This window comes from Janthinobacterium sp. SUN128, assembly GCF_030587275.1.
Classification (GTDB): Bacteria; Pseudomonadota; Gammaproteobacteria; order Burkholderiales; family Burkholderiaceae_D; genus Janthinobacterium; species Janthinobacterium lividum.
This window is the reverse complement of sequence record NZ_JAPWHY010000001.1, coordinates 1,969,276-1,994,507: the sequence shown is the minus strand read 5'-3', so window position 1 is coordinate 1,994,507 and position 25,232 is coordinate 1,969,276. Positions and strand designations below refer to the sequence as shown.

Here is a 25,232-nt window from a genome sequence, read left to right as displayed (position 1 = left end):
TATGATCTGAATTTTCTGTTTTTAACAATCAAAATTTCAAATATTTTCGATAATCGCCTAAACAATTGCAGAAATGTCTTGATACCTTGTTCAAGAGCGGTGGATTGCTCCCGAATCACGGACATGGTCAGCAGCAGTTTTGGTCTCCTTCCTTCGGACAATCCCCCCAAACATCAATATTGTGCTCGTCATGCGACAGGCATAGCGACAGGGGAAACAGATGGTAGCGATTGTCAGCGGTAACACTCTGGGTTTGTTGGGCGGTTCGTCGGCGACGCTGGGGCAGCAAGGGGCGTTTGGCACCGCCGGCATTGGCAAGAGCCAGGAAAATGGCTACCTGAATGTTTCCAATGGCAATGTGGTCATGCAGCAGCGTGATGACTTTATCGCGTCGCGCGGTATCGATTTATCCCTGACACGCACGTATAACGCGCAAGGGGCGCTGGGCCAGCACTGGAAATTTGGCCTAAACCGCGAAGTTGGCGCCGTAACGGGTGTAGTCAACGGTGCTGATAGCACGGTGGTACGTATTGCGGGAGATGGCAGCGAAGCGCTATATCGCTACGACGAGGCGCGTGGCGTGTATGTGTCGACCGATGGTGCCGGCGCCTACCATACCCTGGCGTATGACGCGGTGGCGCAGCGCTGGACCTGGAGCGCAGGCGACGGCAAGGTGCGCGAAGTATACGACGCCGCCCAGCACGGCCGCATCATATCGTCTGCGGACGAGAACAATCATCAGCTCAGTTATTTCTATGATGCAAATAGTGGTTTGCTCGCGCGTGTAGTCACCGCCAGCGGCGATACGAGCTGGTTCGAGTACAGCAACGGCGATCTGACGCAGGTGCTCGATGTGCGGGCGAATGGTGAAACACTGACGCGGGTGCGCTATGGCTATGACGCGCAGCACCGCCTGACCTCGGTGAGCACAGACCTGACGCCGGACGACAATAGTATTGCGGATGGCGATGCCACGGTCACCAGGTATGCGTATGACGGCGACAGCGAACGCATCGCCAGCGTGACGCAGGCCGACGGTACGGCGCTGGCGTTCACGTATCAGCAGTACGGCAATGACTGGCGCGTGACCTCGGTGACCGACGGCCAGGGCCGGCATACGCAGCTGGCCTACGACCTGGCCGCCAACACCACGCGCGTGACCGATGCGCTCGGTACCGTCAGCGTGTATGCCTACGATGCGCAAGGCCAGCTGACCGGCGTGACCACACCGGCTGCGCAGCATACCTATGCCTATGACGCGCAGGGCAATTTGATCCGTAGTGGGGACGCGGCTGGCAACGTGGTCGAGATGGAATATGACGCCCATGGCAACCAGATCCTGCAGCGCGATGCGCTGGGCAATACCATCACGCGCACTTATGATCCGGTGCGCAATAGCCTGCTGACGGAAACGACGTCCCAGATTGCCGATGGCGCAGCAGCCGGTCAAGTGCAGACTGTGCGCTATGTTTATGACGCGGCAGGGCGTCTGCGTTTCCAGATCACCCCACAAGGGCGAGTAGCGGAGTACCGTTATAACGCCGATGGCGAACGTGCCGCCAGCCTCCAATATACGGACAATCGCTACGATATCGGCACACTATCCGTTACGGCGGTGCCGGGCGAGGCGCAGCTGGCTGCCTGGGTGGATGGCATTGCGGACAAATCGACCACACTGCGCGAGGAGTATGAATATGATGCGCGCGGCCTGCTGATTAGCACCACAAGTTATGGTGCGGTCGATGCTGCCGGAGTGGGGGTTGCCTCCACGCAGACGCAGCAGCGCTATGTGTATGACCAAAGTGGCCGCATGCTGCAAAGCATGGACGGCACTGGTCAAGTTACCCGGTACACCTACGATGTCAGCGGGCGTCTGCTCTCGAGCACGGACCCGCAAGGGAACGTGACTTTGACGAGTTACGATGCGGACGGACGGCGCATCGTGGCCGGCTCGACGAGCACGGCGCTGACGACCTCGGTGTTTGAACGCACCGGAGCCGTGTTATCTGCCATGCGCAGTAATGCTGCAGGGCAGGAACTGGATCAAATTGACTATTCCTATGATGCAGACGGCCGTTTGCAGCAGGCGAGTAGCCCATCCCAGCATCGTTCCGTGATTCACGACCAAAGTGGCCGTGTTGTTTGGCGTATCGATGAAGCTGGCGCCATGATTCAGACCCAATACGATGGAAATATTGTTAAAAATATAGCATATGCCAATCGTCTGACGTCCGATATGCTGGCGGCATTGGCAGCATTGCCCGACTCGTTACCGACGCCGCAGGCCGATGCCTTGCGTGACGTGGTGAGTTATCAGCTGCTCGATGATGCGGGGAAAGTGATCTACAGGATCGATGCTGGCGGCAAGGTAATCGAACAACGCTACGATGAGCGTGGCAATGTCCTGGTGCGCACCGTGTACGCCCATCCGGTGAGCCTTGGCCAGCCGCTGAGCATCGCCGAGGTCGCACAGCAATTGCAGGCACGGCAAGATGCCGCGGCTGACATCCGCACGGTCAATAGTTATGACGCGGCCAATCGCTTGACATATTCGGCTGACGTGAATGGCTTCGTGACGCAATATCTCTATGACCAATGGGGAAATCTGGCAAAACAGATTGCGTATGCCAAGCCTTTGGCCGGCACGGCATGGAACACTGGTGATCTGTCAGCTGTGACGGCAGGAGCCGGCGACAGGATACGCAGCTTTGTATATAACGATGCCGGTCAAAAAGTGTATGCGATCGATGCGGTCGGTACCGTCACCCAGTATTGGTACGATGGGGCCGAGAATGCGGTGCGCAGCGTGCTCTACGCCAACCAGCTGGCATCGTTCGTCGATCGCAGCAGCATCCCTGGGCTGACCCAGGTGGCATCCCAGTTGCGTCCGGATCCTCTGCGTGACATTGGCAACATGACTGTCTTTGACTCAGCGAAAAGATTGTCATACAGCATAGACGTGATGGGCTACGTGACGCGTCTTTCCAAAGATGCAGACGGCCGCGTGCTCCAGTCGGTGCGCTATGCATTGCCATTGCGTGCATTTAATTCAGCGATAACGTGGACGGTGGCGCAGATCGAGGCCGCCTTGCAGCCGGATGCCAATGCGGATACCGTCGAGACGAACACCTACGATGCGTTCGGCAATATCGTGAAAGTAACCGATGGTGCAGGCAAGGCCAGATATAACTACTATGATCAGCGACAGCGGCTTGTACTTGAGATAAGTGCACAGGGAAGTGCAACTAGTACTACATATACCGGCAATCAAACACAGGTGGTGAAAAATCAAATCGCCGTTACCCTTTTATCGTCAGCAACAGTCGGGGCATTACCTGAGTTTGTTGCGGCAGGCAACGCGGTGGCAAGCAAAACCGCTTTTGACCGTGCCGGCCGCCTCGTGGAAATATTTAGTGGAAATATCTCCACACGGAAATACGAGTATGACGGGTTTGGCGACCGCGTACGGATGATTGACTCCTTAGGTCGGTTCACCGATGTGACGTATGACGCCCGCGGCCTACGGGTTGGCATGGTTTATCCGCGCACCGGACTCGATGCCGCTGGTGTACTGCGTCCCGTTATTAACCAGGAGAGCTATGACTTTGCTGGCAGGCTGACGCAGCAGATTGCGTCCGTGGGCCTCAAGGCACAAGAGAGCCGGGAGTATGAGTATGATCGGGCTGGGAAGGTGACTCAGCAGACTTTTGTCAGCAGCAGTACCCGCGTCGTCACGGATGCACTGGGGCGCGTCGTGGCGCTGACTGATGTACAGGGCGTGGTGACGCTGACCACCTATGCGGCTGATGGCGGCAAGACGATATCGAAGGAAGTCAACGGAGAGATCACGCTGTCCGAATACGATGCGCGCGGGCGTTTGCTGCGTGAAACTCTGCCCAAGACTGGAGCGGATGCGTCTGGTGCATTGCATCCAGTGAACAATACGTATCGCTACGATGCCGCAGGCAGGATGACGCAGAAGGTGCTGGCCGTTGGCCTGGTCGCGGAAGAGCGTACTGATTATACCTATGACGAAGCTGGCAAGTTGCAGCAGCGCATTTACGCTTTCAATGGCAGCAGGACTATCCACGATGGACTGGACCGGTCCGTTTCCGAGACCGATGCCCAGGGCAATGTCACGCTGACAAGTTATGCTGCTGATGGCGGCAAGATCGTGTCAAAACAGGTCGATGGCAAGACCACTATCTATGAGTACGATCAATCTGGCCAGCTGGTTCAGCCGGCCATTCCGGACGATACATCGGCACTGCGCATATATGATGCGCGCGGCTTGCTGATCCGCGAGACGTTGCTGGAAACCGGGAAGGATGCGTCTGGCGCATTGCATCGGGTAGTTAATACGTACAGCTATGATACTGCCGGCAGATTGACGCAGAAGATTGAAGCCGTTGGCCTGGTCACACAGGAGAGCAACGATTATGTGTACGGCCAGGATGGAAAACTGCAGCAACGCACTTATGTTGGTAATGGACGGCGCGATATTTTCGATGGACTGGACCGGCGTGTATCGCATACCGATGCGCAAGGCAATGTCATACTGGCCACCTACGCGGCGGACGGCAGCCGTACAGAGGCGCGGGAGATTCATGGCCAGTCTAGCACCTATGAGTACGATAAAGCTGACCGCTTGACGCGATTGGTCGACCCGGAGGGCGTGGTGAAAACGTACGAGTATGACGCGCGCGGCTTGATGATTCGCGAAACGTCGTCGGAAACCGGAAAGGACGCAGCGGGTGTATCGCATCCGGTGATCAATACGTATAGCTACGACGCCGCTGGCAGGATGACGCAGCAGATTTTGGGGCTTGGCCTAGTCACACAGGAGAGCAACGATTATGTATACGACCAGGCTGGAAAACTGCAGCAACGTACGTATGCAGGTAATGGTACGCGTAGTGTCTTCGATGGGCTGGGCCGTCGGATATCGCATACGGATGCACAAGGCAATGTGTCACTTGTCACCTACACGACGGACGGCAGCAGGACTGAGTCATGGCAGGTTGATGGCAAAACCACCGTTACTGAATATGATGCACACGACCGGATAACTCGCCAGACCCTCCCGGGGACTGGCAAGGACGCCGCTGGTACGTTACGTCAAATTGTCAATACCTACAGCTATGATGTTGCTGGCAAGATGACGCAGCAGATTCTGGCGCTGGGCCTGGTAGCGCAAGAAAGCAATGACTACGTGTACGACGAGGCTGGAAAGCTACAGCAACGCATTTACGCTGCGAATGGTACGCGCGCCATCTTCGATGGACTGGATCGGCTTGTGTCGCATACCGATGCGCAAGGCAACGTGATGCTGACCACTTATGAGGTGGACGGCAGCAGGACCGAGTCGCGGCAGGTCAATGGCAAGACGACCACCTATGAGTACGATAAAGCAGGCCATTTGCTGCGCTCGACCAGTCCAGATGGCGTGGTACAAACGGTTGAATATGATGGGCGTGGCCTGTTGATCCGCGAGACGTCGTCTGCGACCGGGCAAGATGCAGCGGGTGTCTCGCATCCGGTGATCAATACATATAGCTACGACGATGCAGGCAGATTGACGCAGTCTATTCTGGCCGTTGGTCTGCTGGCGCAGGAAATCAACGACTATATGTACGACCAGGCTGGCAATCTGCAGCAACGTACTTATGCCGGTAAAGGTACGCGCAGTATCTATGATGGACAGAATCGTCCGCTTTCAATGATTGACACGCAGGGCAATGTGACGTCGACGGCCTATGAAGCTGATGGCAGCAAGGTAGTGTCCATAAGATTTCACGGCGAAACAAACTATGAAACATATGCGTATGACAATGCTGGTCGTTTGATTCGCATGACCGGTGTAGATGGTGTCTCGATACTGAACGAATATGATACGCGCGGCCTACTTATCCGTGAAACGTCATCGGCGACCGGGCAAGATGCAGCAGGTGTATCGCATCCGGTGATCAATACGTACACCTACGATGCTGCCGGCAAACTGACGCAGTTGATCACGGCCGTTGGCCTGGTGACACAGGGAACCAATGACTACGTATACGACCAGGCTGGAAAGCTGCGGCAACGAACGTATGCCGCGAACGGTACGCGCAGTGTCTTTGATGAACAGGGCCGGCTAGTGTCGCATACCGATGCGCAAGGCAACGTGATGCTGAACACGTATGCTGAGGACGGCAGCAGGACGGAATCGCGGCAGGTCAATGGCAAGACGACCACCTACGAGTACGATAAAACAGGCCATTTGCTGCGCTCGGCCGCATCGGATGGCGTGGTGAAAACGTATGAGTATGATGCACGCGGCTTGCTGATCCGCGAGACATCGTCGGAGACTGGAAAGGATGCGTCTGGTGCATTGCGTCCGGTGATCAATACGCATAGCTACGACGAGGCAGGCAGGATAACGCAGCAGATTCTGGCGTTGGGCTTGGTAGCGCAGGAAAGTAACGAGTATGTGTACGACCAAGCTGGAAAGCTGCAGCAACGTACGTATGCCGCGAATGGGACGCGTAGTATCTTTGATGAGCTGGGCAGGCTTGTGTCGCATACGGATGCGCAGGGCAATTTGATGCTGACCACTTTTGGTCCGAATGGCTTCAGGACGGAATTTCGGCCGATCAATGGCAAGACGAGTACCTATGAATACGATAAAACGGGCCATTTGCTGCGCTCGACCAGTCCAGATGGTGTGGTGCAAACGGTTGAGTATGATGAACGTGGCTTGTTGATTCGCGAGACGTCGTCGGCGACCGGGCAAGATGCCGCGGGCATATCCCATCCGGTGATCAATACATATAGCTACGATGACGCAGCCAGATTGAAACAGTCGATTCTTGCCGTTGGTCTGGTGGCGCAGGAAACCAACGACTATGTCTACGACCAGGCTGGCAATCTGCAGCAGCGTACCTATACCGGTAAGGGCACACGCAGTATCTATGATGGACAGAACCGTCCACTCTCGATGATTGACGCGCAAGGTAATGTGACGCTGACCACCTATGCCGCAGATGGCGGGAAACTGGTGTCCTTGCAGATCAAGGGCGAGACGATCACGTATGAGTACGACAAGACTGGCCGCCTGATACGCTCGACCGACCCGAACGGCGTGTCAATCATGCGCGTCTATGATGATCGAGGCTTGTTGATCCGCGAAACATCGTCGGCGACTGGGCAAGATGCTGCGGGTGTATCGCATCCGGTGGTCAATACGTACACCTACGATGCCGCTGGCAAACTGATGCAGTTGGTCACGGCCGTTGGCCTGGTGACGCAGGGAATCAACGATTATGTGTACGACGAGGCTGGAAAGCTGCAGCAACGCACTTATATCGGTAATGGATTGCGTGTAGTTCACGATCATCTGGGCCGCGCAGTGTCGTCTACTGACGCACTAGGCAACTCAACACTGACTACCTACGCTGCAGATGGCGGCAGGACCGAGGCGCGGCAGATCAATGGCAAGTCCAGCGTCTATGAGTACGATAAAACTGGCCGCCTGATGCGATCGACCGACCCGGACGGCGTGTCTATCATGCGCAACTACGATGACCGCGGCTTGCTGATCCGCGAGACGTCGTCGGCGACCGGGAAGGATGCATCGGGTGTATCGCATCCGGTGATCAATACGTATACCTACAATGCTGCCGGCAAGATAACGCAGCAGATCCAGGCTGTTGGTTTGGTGACGCAGGAAAGCAATGAGTACGAGTACGATCAGGATGGCAATCTGCAGCAACGCACCTACGTTGGTAATGGTACGCGTCTTATTACCGATGGACTGGCCCGGCTTCTATCGCTTATTGATGCACAAGGCAACGTGGTATTGATCACGTATGCTGCTGATGGCAGTCGGACGGAGTTGCAAAAATTCAATGGCAAAACGACGACCTATGAGTACGATACAAATGTCCGCCTGATCCGATCGATCGGCCCGGACGGGGTGTCGATCATGCACGACTATGATGACCGCGGCTTGCTGATTCGCCAGACGTCGTCGGCGACCGGGAAAGATGCAGCGGGCGTATCGCATCCGGTGATCAATACGTATGCCTACAATGCTGCCGGCAAGATAACTCAGCAGATCATGGCTGTTGGTTTGGTGACACAGGAAAGCAACGACTACCTGTACGACCAGGATGGAAAGCTGCAGCAACGCATTTATGTTGGGAATGGGCGGCGCGATATCTTCGATGGACTCGACCGGCGTGTATCGCATACCGATGCGCAAGGCAATGTCATATTGGCCACCTACGCAGCGGACGGTAGCAGGACAGAGTCGCGGCAGATCAATGGCAAATCTAGCACCTACGAATATGATAAAGCTGACCGGCTGACGCGATCGGCCGATCCGGACGGCGTGGTGAAAACGTACGAGTATGACGCGCGCGGCTTGAAGATTCGCGAAACGTCGTCGGAAACCGGAAAGGATGCAGCGGGCGTATCGCATCCGGTGATCAATACGTACACTTACGATGCCGCCGGCAGGATAACGCAGCAGATCATGGCTGTTGGTTTGGTCACGCAGTGGACCTATGATTACGTATACGACCAAGCTGGCAAACTGCAGCAAAGTATTTATTCCGGTAATGGCACGCGTAGTGTCCACGATGGACTGGGCCGGCGAGTGTCGCACACCGATGCGCAAGGCAATGTCGCGCTGACCAGCTATGAGGCCGATGGCGGCACGACGGTGTCGAGAACCGTCAACGGCGAGACCACGGTTTATGGATACGATCAGGCTGGCCGGCTGATCAAGCTGGTGACGGGTCTGATCAACGAGCGCTATGTGTATGGCGAAAACAGCCAGCGCGCATTCGTCATCGATGGGGCGGGCAAGGTGCTGCGTTATATCTATGATGCCAGCGGTCAGGTAGAACAAACCATCCAGTATGCGTCCTCCATCAGCGTCGGTGAGCGGCCAACACTGCAGGAAGTCCTGGCCGCGCTCAAACCCGCACCGGCGCTGGACATCGTCACCAATTTCGCCAATGGCTTGCCAGTACCAACGGTACGCGAGGACCGCGGCTGGCACATGACCTTGCCGCTGCAGCGCTGGGGCTATGACCAGAACGGCAACCGTACGCCATATGTGGATACCAGCGGCAACAGCAGCGACAGCTATCTGAACCTGTCGAACGGCAATGTGGTGATCCGCCAGCGCGATGATGTGATCGCCGCGCGCGGCATCGACCTGGCCTTGGGCCGGGCCTACAATGCGCAGGGCGGCCAGGCACGGCACTGGACCTTTGGCGTCAGCCAGTCCGTTGGCCGGATCATCGGTGTGGTCAACGGCGCTGGCAGCACGGTACTGCGCACGGCCGCTGATGGCAGCCAGGCGGCATACACGTATGACAGTACACGCGGCATGTATGTCTCGACCGATGGCGCCGGCGCCTACCGCACCCTGGCCTATGACGCGGTGGCGCAGCGCTGGACGTGGACTGCCGGCGATGGCCAGGTACGCGAAGTGTATGACGCGACGCAGCAAGGCCGCATCATCCTCTCTTCGGATACCAGCAACAATCAGCTCAGTTACTTCTATGATGCTGGCAGCGGCCAGCTGTCGCGCGTGGTCACTGCCAGCGGCGATACGACCTGGTTCGACTACAGCAATGGCGACCTGGCGCAGATGCGCGACGTGCTGGCCTCGGGCGCCGTGCTCACGCGCGTGCGTTATGGCTATGATGCGCAGCACCGCCTGACCTCGGTCACCACGGATCTGACGCCGGACGACAACAGCATCGCCGATGGCAAGGTGGCCGTGATCCGGTATGCCTATGATGGCACGAGTGAACGCATCGCCAGCGTGACGCAGGCCGACGGCACGGCATTGTCCTTCACCTATCAGCAGTACGGCAGCGAGTGGCGCGTTGCCTCGGTGACGGACGGCTTGGGCCGCCGCACGCAGCTGGACTACGACCTGACCATCAACTCCACGCGCGTGACCGATGCGCTCGGCGCTGTCAGCGTGTATGCGTATGATGCGCAAGGCCAGCTGACCGGCGTGACCACGCCGGCGGGCCAGCAGACCATGTATGCGTATGACACGCAGGGCAATTTGATCCGCAGCGTGGATGCGCGCGGCAATATGGTCGAAATGCAATACGACGCCAATGGCAACCAGATCCTGCAGCGCGACGCGCTGGGTAATACCATCACGCGCACCTATGATCCGCTGCGCAATCTGCTGCTGACGGAAACGACGTACCAGATTGCCGACCCGGACGGTGCCGGCCCTGGCCAGCCGGGCCGGGCGCAGACGGTGCGCTATGTCTATGATGCTGCGGGCCACCTGCGCTTCCAGATCAGCGCGGTGGGGCGGACGATCGAGTACCGCTATAACGCCAAGGGCGAGCGCATCGCCAGCGTGCAATATGCGGCCGATCTGTTCGACAATAGCGCGCTGGCGTCGACAGTGGCGCCAAGCGAGGCCGAGATCGCCGCGCAGGTGGTGAACTATCCCAAAAAATCGCAGACGGTGCGCCTCGATTACGCATATGATGCGCGCGGCCTGCTGGTCCGCACGCTGTCGTATGGCGCAGTCGATGTGGCGGGTGAGGGCATCGCCGCCACCCAGACGGTACAGCGCTATGTCTACGACCAGGCTGGCCAATTGCTGCAAAGCATCGATACAGCCGGTGCCGCCACCAATTACACGTATGACGGCCTGGGCCGATTGCTGACGGCGACCGATCCGCTGGGCCATGTCACGCTCAACAGCTACGATGCGGCCGGTGGGCGCATGGCGGTCAGACTGGCCAATGGCTTGATGACCACCTCGGTGTACAACAAGGCGGGCGAACTGACGGATGTGATTCAAGCGGGTCTGGCAGGCGAAGAGCTGGGCCGTACCAGCTATGCGTATGACGCCGATGGGCGTTTGCGTATGACGACGGGGCCGACGGGACAGCGCAGCTACGTGCTGTACGATGAGGCGGGGCGCAAGGCAGCGGATATCACGGCCGGCGGCACCCTGACACATTACCAGTACGATGCGAACAACCAGCTGATCCGCACATTGCGCTATGCGCAGGCGGTCAGCGGCGCGAACCTGGCGCGCCTGGTAGCTGCTGACGGTACTCCGCTGGCGGCGACCCTGGCACAGGCCGGCGTGCTGCCACCTGCCAGCGCCAAGGATCAGAGCGAATGGCGCCTGTATGACGCTGCCGGGCGCTTGGTCAAGACGGTGGGTGCCACCGGTGCGGTGACCGAGTACGTTTACGACGGCGTGTCCAAGCTGGTCCAGACAATCGCCCGCAGCACGCCGCTGAACACGACGGCGTTTGCGGCCAATCCGGTCGCCGGCAATGCCGTGGTGGCCGCAGCTGCCGACGACCGCATTACGTGGCGCAAGTACGACGCCGATGGATTACTGCGCTATGAAGTCGATGCGGAACGTTACATGACGGAATACCGCTACGACAGCGCGGGGCGCCAGGTGAGCACGCTGCGCTATGCGAACCAGGTGTCGGCGACAGCGCTGGCCAATGGTTCGCTGGCCCAGGCCACGCCGGCGGTGCATGCGCAGGATATCGTCACCACCACGACCTACAACGGCCGCGGCCTGGTTGAGACGCGCACCGATGGCGAAGGCTATGTCACCAGTTATACGTATGACGCGGCTGCGCGCCTGGCGGAAACGCGCCAGGGCACGCGCATGGGCGCTGGACAGCTGACGCAGCCAGGTGCCTTGCAGCGCGAGAGTTATAGCTATGATGCCAATGGCCGCCTGTCGTCCAGCGTGCGCTACCTCGATGGTGGTGCAACAGAAAGCACGGCGCTGTCCTATGACAGCGTCGGCAATGTCATCGGTCAAACGCGTGCGGCCATCGGTGCGGCCAGCCGCTACGACCTGCAGGGCCGCTTGATTGGCGCGCTGGCGGGCAAGGGCAGTGCGGCGCTGGCGGCTCTGGGCAGCAATCCGTCCGCGGCCCAGGTCGATGCCGTCTGGCAGGCGTATGGCGTGCGTTACACCTACGACAAGGCGGGGCTGCGCACCGCGCAGACCGATGCCAACGGCAATAAGACGCTGTATCTGTACGATGCCGATGCGCGCCTCACGCATGCCGTCAATGCCTTGGGCGAAGTACGCGAAACGGTGTACAACGTGCTGGGCGAAACGGTGGCCAGCATTGCCTACGGCACGCGCCTGGATGCGGGCACCCTGGCAAATTTGCAGGGCGGGATGGCAACGCCTGGCTTTAAGAATGCCGTGCTGGCGATCGCCAATGTCGCCAAGGATAGCCGCACTTCCTACAGTTATTTTGCCAGCGGCGCGCTGGCCTCGTCGGGCGATGCGCTGGGCAAGATGACGACGTATGGCGTCAATGCGTTCGGCGAACAGGTCAGCCGGCTGACGCCGATCGCCGCTGGCGTGGCGCTGCTGATCGAAACGAGCTATGACCGGCGCGGGCAAGTGACGGGCGAGGTGCGCGACCGTGGCGGCCTGAACCAGACCAGCATCTCGCGCTACGACGCGTTTGGCCGCCTGGCGGCAAGCGTGGACGCAAATCAGGTCACGCACAGCTATGACTACGACCGCAACGGCCGCGTGGTACTGGCGCGCGATGGCCTGCAGCAGGCGGCACTGACCAGCTACGATGCCTACGGCAATGTGTTGACGCAGACGGACCGGCTGGGGCAGGTGACGCGCTACAGCTATACGGCCTTCAACCGGACGGTGACGGTGACCACGCCCGAAGGCCTGGTGACGGTCAGCAGCCTGGATGCACAGGGGCGCAAGATTGCGCTGCGCGACGCGCAGGGGGTAACGAGCACCTATCACTATGACCTGGACGGCAACCTGGATGCGTCCAGGGCCGCCGAGGGTAGCCTGAATCTCAATAGTACGAATAGCTATGATGCCGCTGGCCGCTTGACGGAAAGTGTGGATGCGGGCGGGCGCAAGGTACGCTATGAGTACGATGCAGCGAACCGCTTGCTGACGCGCCGCGTCGATCCGGACGGTTTGAACTTGCGGACTAGCTACCAGTACGATGCTAAGGGCCAGCAGATCCAGATCACTGACCCCGCAGGTGCCGTGACGCAGACCGAGTTTGACCTGAACGGCAAGGTGTTCAAACAGATCGCCGATCCGCAAGGCCTGCGCCTGACGACGCAATATGCATACGACGACGCCGGGCGCGTCCTGAGCGTGACTAGTCCTGGTGGCCTGGTCACCAGCTATGTCTACGACAAGCTGGGCCGGCGCACGGAGCAGCATGTCGATCCGGCGGGCCTGAACCTGAGCACGCTGACGGGCTACGATGCCAAGGGCAACGTCGTGTGGGTGAAAGATCCGAACCGTAATGTCACGCGCTACCTGTACGACGCCAACGACCGCGTGATCCTGGTGGTCGATGCCAAGGGCGGCGTCACGCAGACGTTGTACGACAAAAATGGCAATGTGGCGCAGAGCATCGGCTATGCCAAGGCGGTCGCCGGGCTGACGGGCAATGAAACGGCGCAGCAGATCCTGTCGCTGGTGGTGCGCGATACGGCGCACGACCTGAGCCAGGTCAGGCGTTACGACAAGGATGGCCGCCTGAGCTGGAGCGTGGATGGCAGCGGTGCAGTGGTACGTACCGAGTACGATGGCAAGACGGTCAAGCGCACGGCATATGCAAACCGCCTCGACGCGGCCGCCCTGGCGGCATTGGCGGGCGGCGCCACGCCGGCGCCGGTCGTCGCGGCCGGCCGCGATGTGGTCACGCAGCAGCTGTTCGATGCGGCCGGCCGTCTGGTCTACAGCATTGATGGCGTGGGAGCGGTGCAAGAGCTGCGTTACGACGGCAGCGGCAACGCCATCGTGCGCATCGCGTATGCCGCGGCGGTCAATATCACGCAGCCGCTGACCCTGGCCAGCGTGGCGCAGCAACTGGCGACGATCTCGCAGCCGGCGCGCGACGCGCGCCTGGTCAGCAATTACGACGGCGGCGGCCGCCTGACCTACAGCGCCGATGCGCAAGGGGCGGTGACGCAGTACGGCTACGACAAGGCCGGCAATCTGACGCGCCAGATCGCGTATGCGACGGCGCTGGCGGTGCCGGTGGCGGACAATGCCGTGCTGTCGGGCGTGGCGCAGAGTACAGCGGACCGTATCAGCAGTTTTACGTATGATGCGCTGGGGCGCCAGGTGTATGCGGTCGATGCCATGGGGGGCGTGACGCGGCGCATGTATGACAATGCGGGCAACGTAGTGCGCAGCACAGCGTATGCGACACAGGTGCCGGCGCTGCTTGACCGCAACAGCGTGCCCGACACGGCGCGCATCCTGGCCTTGCTGCCGCTCGATACGCAGCCGGCGAGCCACGTCAACCGCGTGTTCGACGGCGCCAACCGGCTGCTGTACAGCATCGATGCGCTCGGCTATGTTACGCAGAACAGCTATGACGCGAATGGCCGCTTAACCCGGGTGGACCGCTATGCCAATGCCGTGGCTGTGCCAGCGGCCAGCTCCACTGCGCTGAAATCGGCGGCGGTGCAGGGCGCATTGCGTGTGGATGCGGCCAGGGACGTGGCCGAAACACGTCAATATAACAATGCGGGGCGCCTGAAGGAGCTGACCCGCGCTGCCGGCAGTGCGGCCGCCGGTACCATCCTGTACGCCTACGATGCGCTGGGTAATGTCATCAGCATCACTAACGAACGCGGCTATGTGACGCGACAGGAGTTTGACCAGACGGGGCGCAAGACGCTGACCTCGGTGCCGCTCGATGGCACGAATGTGGCGGTGACACGGACCAGCTATGATGCATTTGGCAATGCCGTCAAGGTCGTCGATCCGAAGGGCAATGCCGGGTATTTCTATTACGACCAGCAGAACCGGCTGGTGTTGCAGGTCAATCCGCTCGGCTATGCGGTCGGCACCAGCTATACCCTGTCGGGCAAGCCGCAAACGGTGACGGAATACAAAACGGTGCTGACGGGGCCGTGGTCGGCAGACGCGCGTCCCGCGGTCATCGCCTCAGCGGGAGATGCCGTGACGCGCCTGGAGTACGACCGCAATGACCGCTTATTGCGTTCTGTCGATGCCGAAGGCGCTGCCGAGAGCTTTACCTATGATGCCCTGGGCAACCGCAGCAGTTATGAGAACAAGCTGCGCGGCATCACGCGCTACACCTATGACGGCCGCGGCGCGCTGCTGACGGAAACGCTGCCGGTCAATGCGCCCGATGCCAATGGCGTGTCGAAGCCGGTCGTCAACAGCTACACCTATGATGCATTCGGCAACCGCATTACCTCAGTCGAAGCGCAGGGTTTGGCATCGCAGCGCCGCACCACGTACGGCTATGACCTGGCCGGGCGCCTGGTCAGCCAGCGCGGCGACGAGATCACGCTACACGATAGTAGTGGCGCGACGCGCCGGGCCGCGCCGCAGCAGGCGTGGACCTACGACGAGCGCGGCAACAAGACCTCGTACACGGATGGTAATGACAAGGTGACGCGCTGGTACTACGACGCGGCCGACCGCAAGCAGATGGAACTGAGCGCGGCCGGTACCCTGTCGCAATGGCGCTATGACGCCGCCGGCAACATGATCTCGGCATTGGTGTACAACACGCCGCTCAGCGCACCTGCCGGCAATGGTGCGCCGCAGCCGGTCAACCCGGCCGAGCGCCGCCAGACCTACTACGTCTACGATCAGGCCAACCGCATGGTCGGCACGAAAGTGGGCAATAGCAAGGAAGAGGCGGCGATCAATGGCGATCCTGTCGTCAAGGTGCAGTGGGCGGAACCGAACCAGGGTGGCGGCTTCGGCCTGTATGACGGTACGATTCTGACCAGCCGTGTCTATGATGGGCTGGGCAACGTGGTGTCCGAGTCGGATGGCCGCGGCACGGTGACCTTTTCATATTACAACACGGCCGGTGCGAAGGTTGCACAAGTCGATGGCAAGAACTACCTGACGGTATGGACCCGCGATGCGGCCGGCAATATCCTGCAGGAGTACCGCTACGCCCAGCGGGTCGGCCTGGTGGTGAATGCGGCGCGCAGCGTGGACGAACTGAAGGCCAGCAGCGGCACCAGCGTCGATGACCGCATTACGGTATCGACATATGACCGGATGAACCGGGTCAGCACGCACAGTACGCTCAACCAGGAAGTGTTCAGCCTGGATACGAAGGGAGGGCTGAGCAGCCAGACCAGGGCAACAGCAGTGGCCTATGAATATGATGGCCTGGGCAATATCCTCAAGAGAACCGAGGCGAACGGCGATGTCACCGATACCCGCTACGATGACTTGGGCCGCCAGACCCGGACCGAAGGCGCTGGTTTTACGGACTTCCAGCAGGAATGGGTACGCCCGACCACCGACACGGTGTATGACGGCGTCGGCAACGTCATCACCTCGACCGCGCTGGGTAAGAAGCGCGCTGAGGACCGCGTCACACGCTTCAGCTATGACGCTGCCGGTATCCTGACGGGTAAATCGACGGATGGTATTGCAGGCAGTTATGTTTATGGCCACGACGCGGCCGGCAATGTGACGGAAGTGCAGGTGAACGGCCAGAAAGCCGATGGCACCGCCAGCATCAGCGGCACCCTGATCGGCTACGATGCGATGGGGCGCGAAACCAGACGTCAGACCGGGTCCGTGGATATCGCCGGAGGATGGACCGCTGGCGACAGCCGCGAGGTGCGCTATAACGCCTTTGGCGAAGTGGTGTTCAAGGGCGTCAATGGCAGTACGGCCGAGTTTGCCGAGTACGACAACATGGGGCGGCGCTGGAAGACCAATGCAGGCGACGGTTCGACCAAGGTGTACCAGTATGATCAGAATGGCAATGCGACCATCCTGATCCAGTCGTCCGGGGCAAATCTGCGGCCGATGACGCTCGATCAGATCATGAAGGTGAACGAAGGGCAGGGAAGCTCGACCGATCCGCTGGTGGTGGCGGCCAAGGCCGCTGGCGGCATCAGCATTACACTGAGTGCGTACGATAAGCGCAACCAGCTGACCGATACCTACCAGGCGACGATGAAGAGTTCGTACAACTTCGTCACGGACACGCCGTTCCTGACGCAGGAACTGGGTGCCAATTTTACGGCGGGGGGCTTGACCGTAGGGGCGACCAGGGAAACCAGTAGCAATGTAACGAGTATGCCGGCGGTGACCGGCAGTATCGGATATGCGGCGCCGGGCACTGTGGGTTTTGGTATTGCATGGCTTAAGAATGAGACACGCAAGCCTGGACAGAATCAAGACTATGAACCACAACTTAATTCATATGTCTCGGTACCACCTGGCTTAGCGAATGGTTCAGGTAAGCTGCACGTGCGCATAAACGGAGTCGATATACCGGAGGCGGTTTCCGATGCCAACGTCGAGGGAATTTCTTGGACGATGTTTATGCCTAAAACAAGGCCTGTAACGGTGAATATGCGGGTTGAGTTGCTACAGGAAATACAAGACGGTGCGACATCCAGCCTTCTTTTACTGGCGGCCACGACAATGTCTGCCGAAAGTTATGTGAGGGTAAGCTTGTTTCAGACTGAAACGAGCGGCTACGGGCAAACACATACACCGGCACAAATTAATATTCGCAATCAACCAACTTCGACAGATCGTCTGGTCTTTATGGCGCGACCGCTTGGTATCGGTTCGTCTTGGAGAACCTATAATACCAATAGGATGTTCAATAGTCAGGGCGGACCGATAGCCGGGTGGTTTCAGGCTACGGATTTGCCAAGCCCGGGCAGCTACGAATTTCAATATATTGCGCTGGCGGCCGACGGCACCGTCTTAAATGCTGAGACAGGCGTGTTCGATAGCGCTCAAGGCAATTCGACACTGACACAAACGCCACAACCAATCAATGGTGTCGGCAAAGCATTTCACGCTAGCGACGAGAGAACCCTGTTTGGCGGCGGGGGGAAGACCTGGTTCCAGATTACGGAGCAAGGCAAAGCGCAATCCATGCGTTTCCATTATCGGCAAAAGGACAGCAATGCCGAGTGGCAGGTCGCGATGTTGGAGGCGGTGCCAGGCGTTCCTGGCTGGTTCAAGGTGCCGTACAACACACCGGGTGTCACGGAATATTGGTTTGAAACCTACGCGGGATCCGGCGGCACTGGTGCGCAGATCAATGCTCCAGGTGGTGGCCGGACAATGGGTACCTTCTCGTACCCGAGCGAGGCTTCTGTGCTGAAAACCTGGAATACCTCGCCAGCAAGGGTGTCTTTCAATAACCAGCCTGCCAATGCAGTCAGGATGAATCTGGTTTACACCCTGCGCGGTGGCGGCACCGGTAGTATTGGGCTGAATAGTAACGGCGCCAACAGCTTCATCTGGGATGCCAGCAGCGTGGCGCCAGACGTCATGGGCGACTATGTGGTCGATTATACGTATGAAGCATTTGATGCTAACGGCCAGCGCGTCAATGCCGCGAAGGGCGAATTGAGCTTTGGGGAGCATCCGAAGCTCCCGACACATAACAACGTTTCGCAGCCCAGCATCGTTTCCTTCACGCCCCCCTTGCCGGCGGCAACGCAATTGGTACTACAGTACCGCAATCTTGGCTCGACCGGCGCCTACACGCGCGTGGTGTTGCCCCGCAGCGGCGATAAGTTCATCTGGAAGGTCGAGGATGCAGGCCTGCGCCCGCAGTCTGGCAGTAACAGCTTTGAATACAGCTATACCTTGCTCGATGCGGCCGGACAGCCGGTGACAGGCGGCAAGCCGACCTACGATGGGGTGGTAGAGGTCAAGGCGGACCGCAATACCAGCGTCAGTAATAGTCTGTGGACGATTTCCCTGAAAAGCGCAGAGGCGACGATCCACCGCCAGCAGGCCTACAACGCCTTTGGCGAGATCGCCAGCGAGACCGACGGCAGAAATAACGTGGTCACCTTGTCGTACAACACGGCAGGAAAACTGACGCGCAAAGATGCGCCGATGACCACCATCGCACTGGAAAATGGCACCAATGCGCCTGGCCGCCCCGTGACCTTGTATTACTACGATGCCTCCAATCAGCTGATCGGCGTGCGCGACGCGAATGGCAACCTCAATACCCAGACCTTGCTGCCAGGCTACGGCAGCGAGGGGCGCATCGTCAACGAGTTCCATGCGGATGGTGGCGTGAAAAAGGCTGGCTACGATGTGTTCGGCGACCTGCGCACCGTGACGGACGAATTACAGAGCGTGACGAAGAATCGCTATGACCAGGGCGGGCGCCTGATCGAGGTGATCCGGCCGCGACGTGTGGAGGGTACGCCTGGGTACAATAACGGCATACCCAACGTTGAGACGTACACCTACGATACGCAAGGCAACCGCACCAGCCATACGAATGCCTACAATCAAACCGAAAGCACCGACTACGATGCCGAGGGACGGGTGGTGCGTACGCTCAGCTTTGAACAGCGCGAAGTACGCTACAGCTATACCTATGACGCAGCCATGCTGGGTGCGGGCGGTCTGGTGGTCGGCGGCTGGAAAAAGGTCACTACGGTAGGCGATGCGCGCAGCACCAGCGACAGCAACGACTATTTCGGCCATCTGGTTGGGCATGTCGATGTGGCAGGGCGCAAAGTGGTCTACAGTTACGACCATGCCGCCCACCTGATCCGACAGACCTCCAGTGGTGATCCGACTGGCCGAGCCGGCCAGAACATCGATTTTGAATACTATGCCAACGGCTACCTGAAACGCAGCACGGACCGGCTCTTGAACATCGAGTCCTATTTCGAGTATGACAAGGAGGGCAACCGCACGCGCGAAGCGTATGCCAAGCTGGAGAAAGATGACCAGCTCACCTACTATCAGCTGGCCGATATCAGCTACGATGAGCTGAACCGGGTGGTGAAGTTCGTCGATCCGGAAGCGACCATTACCTATAGCTATGACGCCAACGGTAACCGGCGCCAGGTGAAAAGCGCCTACAACACGGTGGTCAATGGTGCCCCTGCGGTGCAGGAGTACTGGTACCAGTACGACAGCATGAACCGTTTTACGATCACCAAGGGCGTCTTGGCGAATGGGATGATCAGCAACGGCAGCACCGGTACCAGGATCAGTTACGATTTGGCAGGCCAGCGCTTGACGGCGACGGCGGCCAATGGCACCGTCGAGCGCTACAGCTATACCAGCGATGGCTATTTGGAAGACGTCACGATCAATGGCGTCTTGGGTGCACGCCGTGAGAATGATTTGCGGGGCCGGGTGACTGGGTACATCGAGTACAAGAATGGCGCTGTGATGACGCAAAAATACTCGACGTTTGACAAAGACAGCCGTATTGTGACGGAGCGCTTCATTGACTTAGCTGCTGGCAAGACGACGGTCACGGATTTCGATTACCGTCTGGACGTCGGCAATGGCAATTACACGGGCGTTGACCAAGGTGTAGTGACACATACCTTCCAGCATGCCGAGGGCGTCAAAGATACCGGTGTGCACACCATGTACAGCTATGTCTGGTGGGATGAGGCCAAGCAGAGCAAGATCCAGATCCAGGGGATCAATGCGGGCAATCCAGAACAGCTGCGCTGGGCTAGTGGTTTCTCGGACCTGCAGTATGACGTCAACGGCCATTTGACGCAGATGAGTGCCTATGAAGCCGGCAACCTGGGTGCACGGGTTGGCAGCGCTTCGAGCCGCACGATGACCTATATCAGCGACCAGTATGGCCAGGTGCTGCGGCGTAATAAAACGCTGGCCAATGGCAATCTGGAGGTGGCGCATCGCTTCTACTATATGAATGGCCATACCATCGGCGACGTCAGCAGTGAAGGACCGTCGACGATTTCGTATGCGGAGGAGCTGGCACAGCGCGGCCTGACGACACCGGGTGGTTTCCGTAACGCCAAGCCGGTGTCGTCGGCGGATTTCGACCAGAACTACCAGCCGATCAATTCGTCCTATCCGGGCGCCACCGCAAGTGCCTATACGGTGCGCAAGGGCGACACGCTGGGCGCGATTGCGCGCGCCGTCTGGGGCGATGAAAGCCTGTGGTATCTGCTGGCGGACGCGAATGGCCTGACGATCAGTGACACGCTGATCGAAGGGCAGGTGCTGACGGTGCCGAACAAGGTCAGCAACTTCCACAATAATGCCAGCACCTTCAAGGTGTATAACGCCGGCCAGGCCATCGGCGACACCATGCCCGTACTGCCGCCGGAACCGATGCCGCCTCCGCCACCACAGCAGTCCAAGGGCGGCGGTGGTTGCGGGGTGATGGGCAAGCTGATCATGGTAGTGGTGGCCGTCGCCGTGACTTATATGACGATGGGGGCAGCAGCAACCGCAGCAGGGGCGATGTTCGGTGCTGGCACTACGGCGGCGACTGTGGCAACCGGCGCGATTGCTGGCGCCCTCGGCTCGGTTGCCAGTCAGACGGTGGGCATGGCGATTGGCGCGCAGGACGGCTTTAACTGGAATGGGGTTGCCTTGGGCGCCTTGGGTGGGGCGGTGACTGCTGGGGTGATGAATACCAGTATGGGGCCGACGTTCAGCCCTGGCACTAGCGCATTTACCCGAGGCGTCGTGCAGGGCGGCATCAGCAACACGATCACCCAAGGCGTGGCAGTGGCGACGGGCTTGCAGCACAGTTTTGACTGGCGTGGCGTGGCGGCCGGGGCAATCGCCGGTGGTGTTTTTGCCGAAGTGGGCAATGCAATCGGGCAAGCGCAGTATGGCGAGCAGGGCTGGGCCAATCTTAACGGCTTATCGCAAGGCGCGAAGGACGCAGCCCTGTGGAGCGATATCGGCAAGACCATGGCCCGCAGCGCCGCTTCCGGCGTGGCAGCGGGCATGGCCAGCGGCCTGGTGCGAGGCGGCAGCCTGCGTAGCAGCTTCCCGGGCATCATGCAGGATGTGATCGCCAGTACGGTGGGGAACGCGATTGGGCTGGGGGCGCAGGTGGCGCAGAGAGTGGCGGAGTCAGTTGATACAAATGCGTTCGGTAATGTGCTGGGGGGCAGCCTGGCGCGAAGCAGCAGCGGCACACCGGACTTGAGCGCCGATGAGTGGGACAAGCTTAAGCAAGGTGCCCTCTCCGCTCCCCGCTTGGTGTCCACGTTCGGTGGCGAACCAGGTACTGTAGGCGACGTAGCAACGCTCGGTGACATGACCTATGCTTCGACAAGAACAGCACAAAGATCTGTGTATGACGTAGCAACGGTTATCGGCGCTTCGGAGATTGTCGATGGAATCCCGAGCGTAACGATCCTGGGTCAAGGGCCAAGCTGGATACAACGGAATATTCTCACTCCTGCCGGACAACTGATCTCCCAAGTTGGAGATGTTCTTTCAGAAGCAGGTCAGGGCCTTTTGAGCTGGGTAAACGACACATCTAGTCTGGAGCAACAATGGGATGCTAAAGCGTTGTCGGGTAGCTATAATCGCTGGGATGAATTAGCGAGCGTATGGAACTCAAATATGCCCGCCGCCAGCAAGGTAGCCACGCTGTTCAATGGCCTGAACTACACTCGTCCGGATGCGATCGAAGTTCGAGCCAGACAAATGCAGCCGAGTCCATTTGCCGCCGTACTTGGCAACATGACAAGCAGCCCGTTTGCCGCAGCCGTAGGTGGTCTGGTAGCACGTCGTGGCGGGTCTTTAGAAGAGATGTACTACGCAACGACCGCAGCTGGCGCGTTGAGCAGCATGGCATCGATTGGTGGTTTCGGCGGCACCACCATTGCTCGACTCAATACTCCCGCGTCGCTGCCCCAATTTGGTAGTTCATCTATCGGGTTATACTCTCCAAAAGCGGGTCAAGTATCTTATGCAGGGATGAGCTTGCCCAATACGGCAGCAGGAGATATCCTAAGTCGAATTTCCCCCCAGCGTACTGCGACTGTAATCGAACCGAGAACCCCGAGTACCCGGTTCTACGTCAGTTCTAGCGGAGAGACTTTGGATGCGAAAACATATAGCCGAGACGGCTTTAAGTTCAGAGGTGGGATAAAACAACAGGCATGGGATGCAGCTACTAATCCGCTTAATGGTCGTGTGTATGACCCACTGACCAACATTCGCATGGATCCATCGCAGCCATGGGTAATGGGCCATAAGCCTGGTATGGAATATTGGAAGGAGCGTGATTTTGCTATCAATCAATGGTTATATGACCGCACATTCACAACACGTGGTCAATTTCTGGACATACTGAATGATCCGAGCAGATATCGGCCAGAACTCAAAACGTCAAATAGCAGCCACTTAGGCGAAGATCCAACCAACTTGTTCTGGAAGTAATGAAATTATGAGAGCAATAACTGATTATCAAAAAGAAATGGCTGGCCTTACTGCGAAATATTTTTCGCGAGAAAAGCCACCTATTTTGCAATTTTTAGATGAGGCGGAAAACGCTAACATTTATGTATTGGAAGCAAAAGACTCACCCGGGTTTGGACTAACGTCGTTCGCGACAATTGGGTTATCTGACTACCCTCTTTTTTTCAATGGAGACGAGTATGAGACGCGAACCGAGTTAATTGGCGCCTGCGATTCTAATCGAAAAGATTTCGCACACATTTTGGCGACATCATCTTTTTTTATTATTAACTCAAAATGGTTTTGTGCTCCTGGTATAATATTTCCCGGAGTCGTGGAAATGCACAACTTATCGGAAACTATGAGTGATGTATATTTTACAAACCCATTTCTATGGGGAGATAAATTTCACCCTTTATCTCTTCACGACAAAACTGTCGCATGGTTACTCGCCATTCCTATTTCAAAATTGGAAACGAAATTTGCCGCAGAGTTCGGCCCTGAGAAATTGGAGGAATTGTTGTCAGAAAAGGATATCGATATTTTTGACTTGAATCGTGAATCAGTGGTTTGAGATGTCCTGCACCCAAGATTTACCAAGAAATAAGCGACTCTTGCCTGTCTGACCGCAAGGGAAGTACCGATCAATTCGCTTTCTTATCGAGGTTGGCGCGCCAATTGGTCCACTAGCGAGCCACTCAGCCCGTTTTTCGTTCGATTCGACGCGATGCTTCGCATCTTTCTGCAATCAGGACGGACTACGGGATTGGTGATCGTAAAGCACCTGCAGGCCAGCATCAGATTGGCAAAGGCGCACAGCGTAAATAGTTGCGCAGTATTCTTGGCCAGGTCGCGATAGCGCGTTTTACGATGACGGAACAGGTTTTTGACGACATGGAATGGGTGCGCGACTTTCGCCCGCACCCTGGCGTTCAGATGCTCCAGATTTTCCGTCAGGCGCCCCAGTTTGCTTTTGGGCAGCATCTTGCGTTTGGAGCGCTTCATAGCCACATGGCACGTCAACGGTTTGCCGATGATTTCAGGCCAGTTTTCGACGCCTTGGTAACCGGCATTGCCGAATGCGACGGTCTCATCGCCATGCAGCAGCACATGCTTCACTTCGACAACATTGGCGGCCCTGCCGATGATCGGCTGTACCAAGCCCGACGCTGCATATAGGCCACCGTGCGCTTTCAAGCCAATGTGCCAGTCATTGTCCTTCTTCGACTGGTGCATTTCCGGATCACGTTTGCCATCTTTGTTCTTGGTCGATGGCGGTGCTGCAATCAATGTTGCGTCGACGATGGTTCCTTCACGCATCATCAGGCCCTTCTCGGCCATGTGAGCATTGATGGTATCGAAGATTTGGCGCAGGAACCACTTGACTTCGAGCAGGTGCCAGAACTCCAGCAAGGTCGCCGCGTCCGGCGCAGACTCGAGGCCCAGGTCAATGCCAACGAAAGCTCGAATCGATTGGCTGTCCTAGACCGCGTCCTCAATGCCTTCGTCTGACAAATCAAAGCACCGCTGGGCCACGTACATGAGCAGCATGCGCGCAAGGCCAATCGGTGGCCGACCGGAGCCTTCACCTTTCGGATAGAAAGGCTCGATGAATTTGTGCAGCTTGCCCCAAAGGTGTCACGTCGTCGATCTCGGTGAGGAAACTGTCGCGTCGTGTCAGTTTCTTTTTGGCGACGTATTCGAGGTCGGAGAAGCTCTTTTGCATGATCGATCGTGGGTTGTCGCGGTACCGTTATTGTCCTCATGTCAGCTTGCAGCGGGGAGTGGCGCGATGAATTGATCGGTGTTTCCCTGGCAGGCTTGTAGAGATCTACTTTTTTTGAAGTTATATATTGAAATTAATAAAAAGACATTGTATTTTGTTTTTCTAAAAAAAGTTTCAAATATTTAAATGTATAAAATGTACGCCAAGGCAACAATTTTGTTGCCAGGTATGATATTGTTTCAGTCTACATAAATTTTCTTCGTGCCT

The 25,232-nt window shown here is 58.1% G+C and carries 2 protein-coding genes and 1 pseudogene; 2 read left to right on the top strand and 1 reads right to left on the bottom strand.

Going from position 1 to position 25,232, the window contains the following annotated elements; genetic code table 11:
* The first annotated feature begins 220 nt into the window (after positions 1-220).
* Positions 221-23,221, top strand: coding sequence for a GH-E family nuclease (locus O3297_RS09000; RefSeq protein ID WP_305048435.1), 23,001 nt, complete (start codon positions 221-223; stop codon positions 23,219-23,221).
* Positions 23,222-23,228: 7 nt separating this feature from the next.
* Positions 23,229-23,813: a suppressor of fused domain protein gene (locus O3297_RS08995; RefSeq protein ID WP_305048434.1), complete on the top strand. Its 585-nt coding sequence runs from the start codon at positions 23,229-23,231 to the stop codon at positions 23,811-23,813.
* A gap of 174 nt (positions 23,814-23,987) precedes the next feature.
* Here O3297_RS08995 and O3297_RS08990 read toward each other — a convergent pair.
* Positions 23,988-24,965 (bottom strand): annotated as a pseudogene (locus O3297_RS08990) (IS5 family transposase).
* Positions 24,966-25,232: the final 267 nt, after the last annotated feature.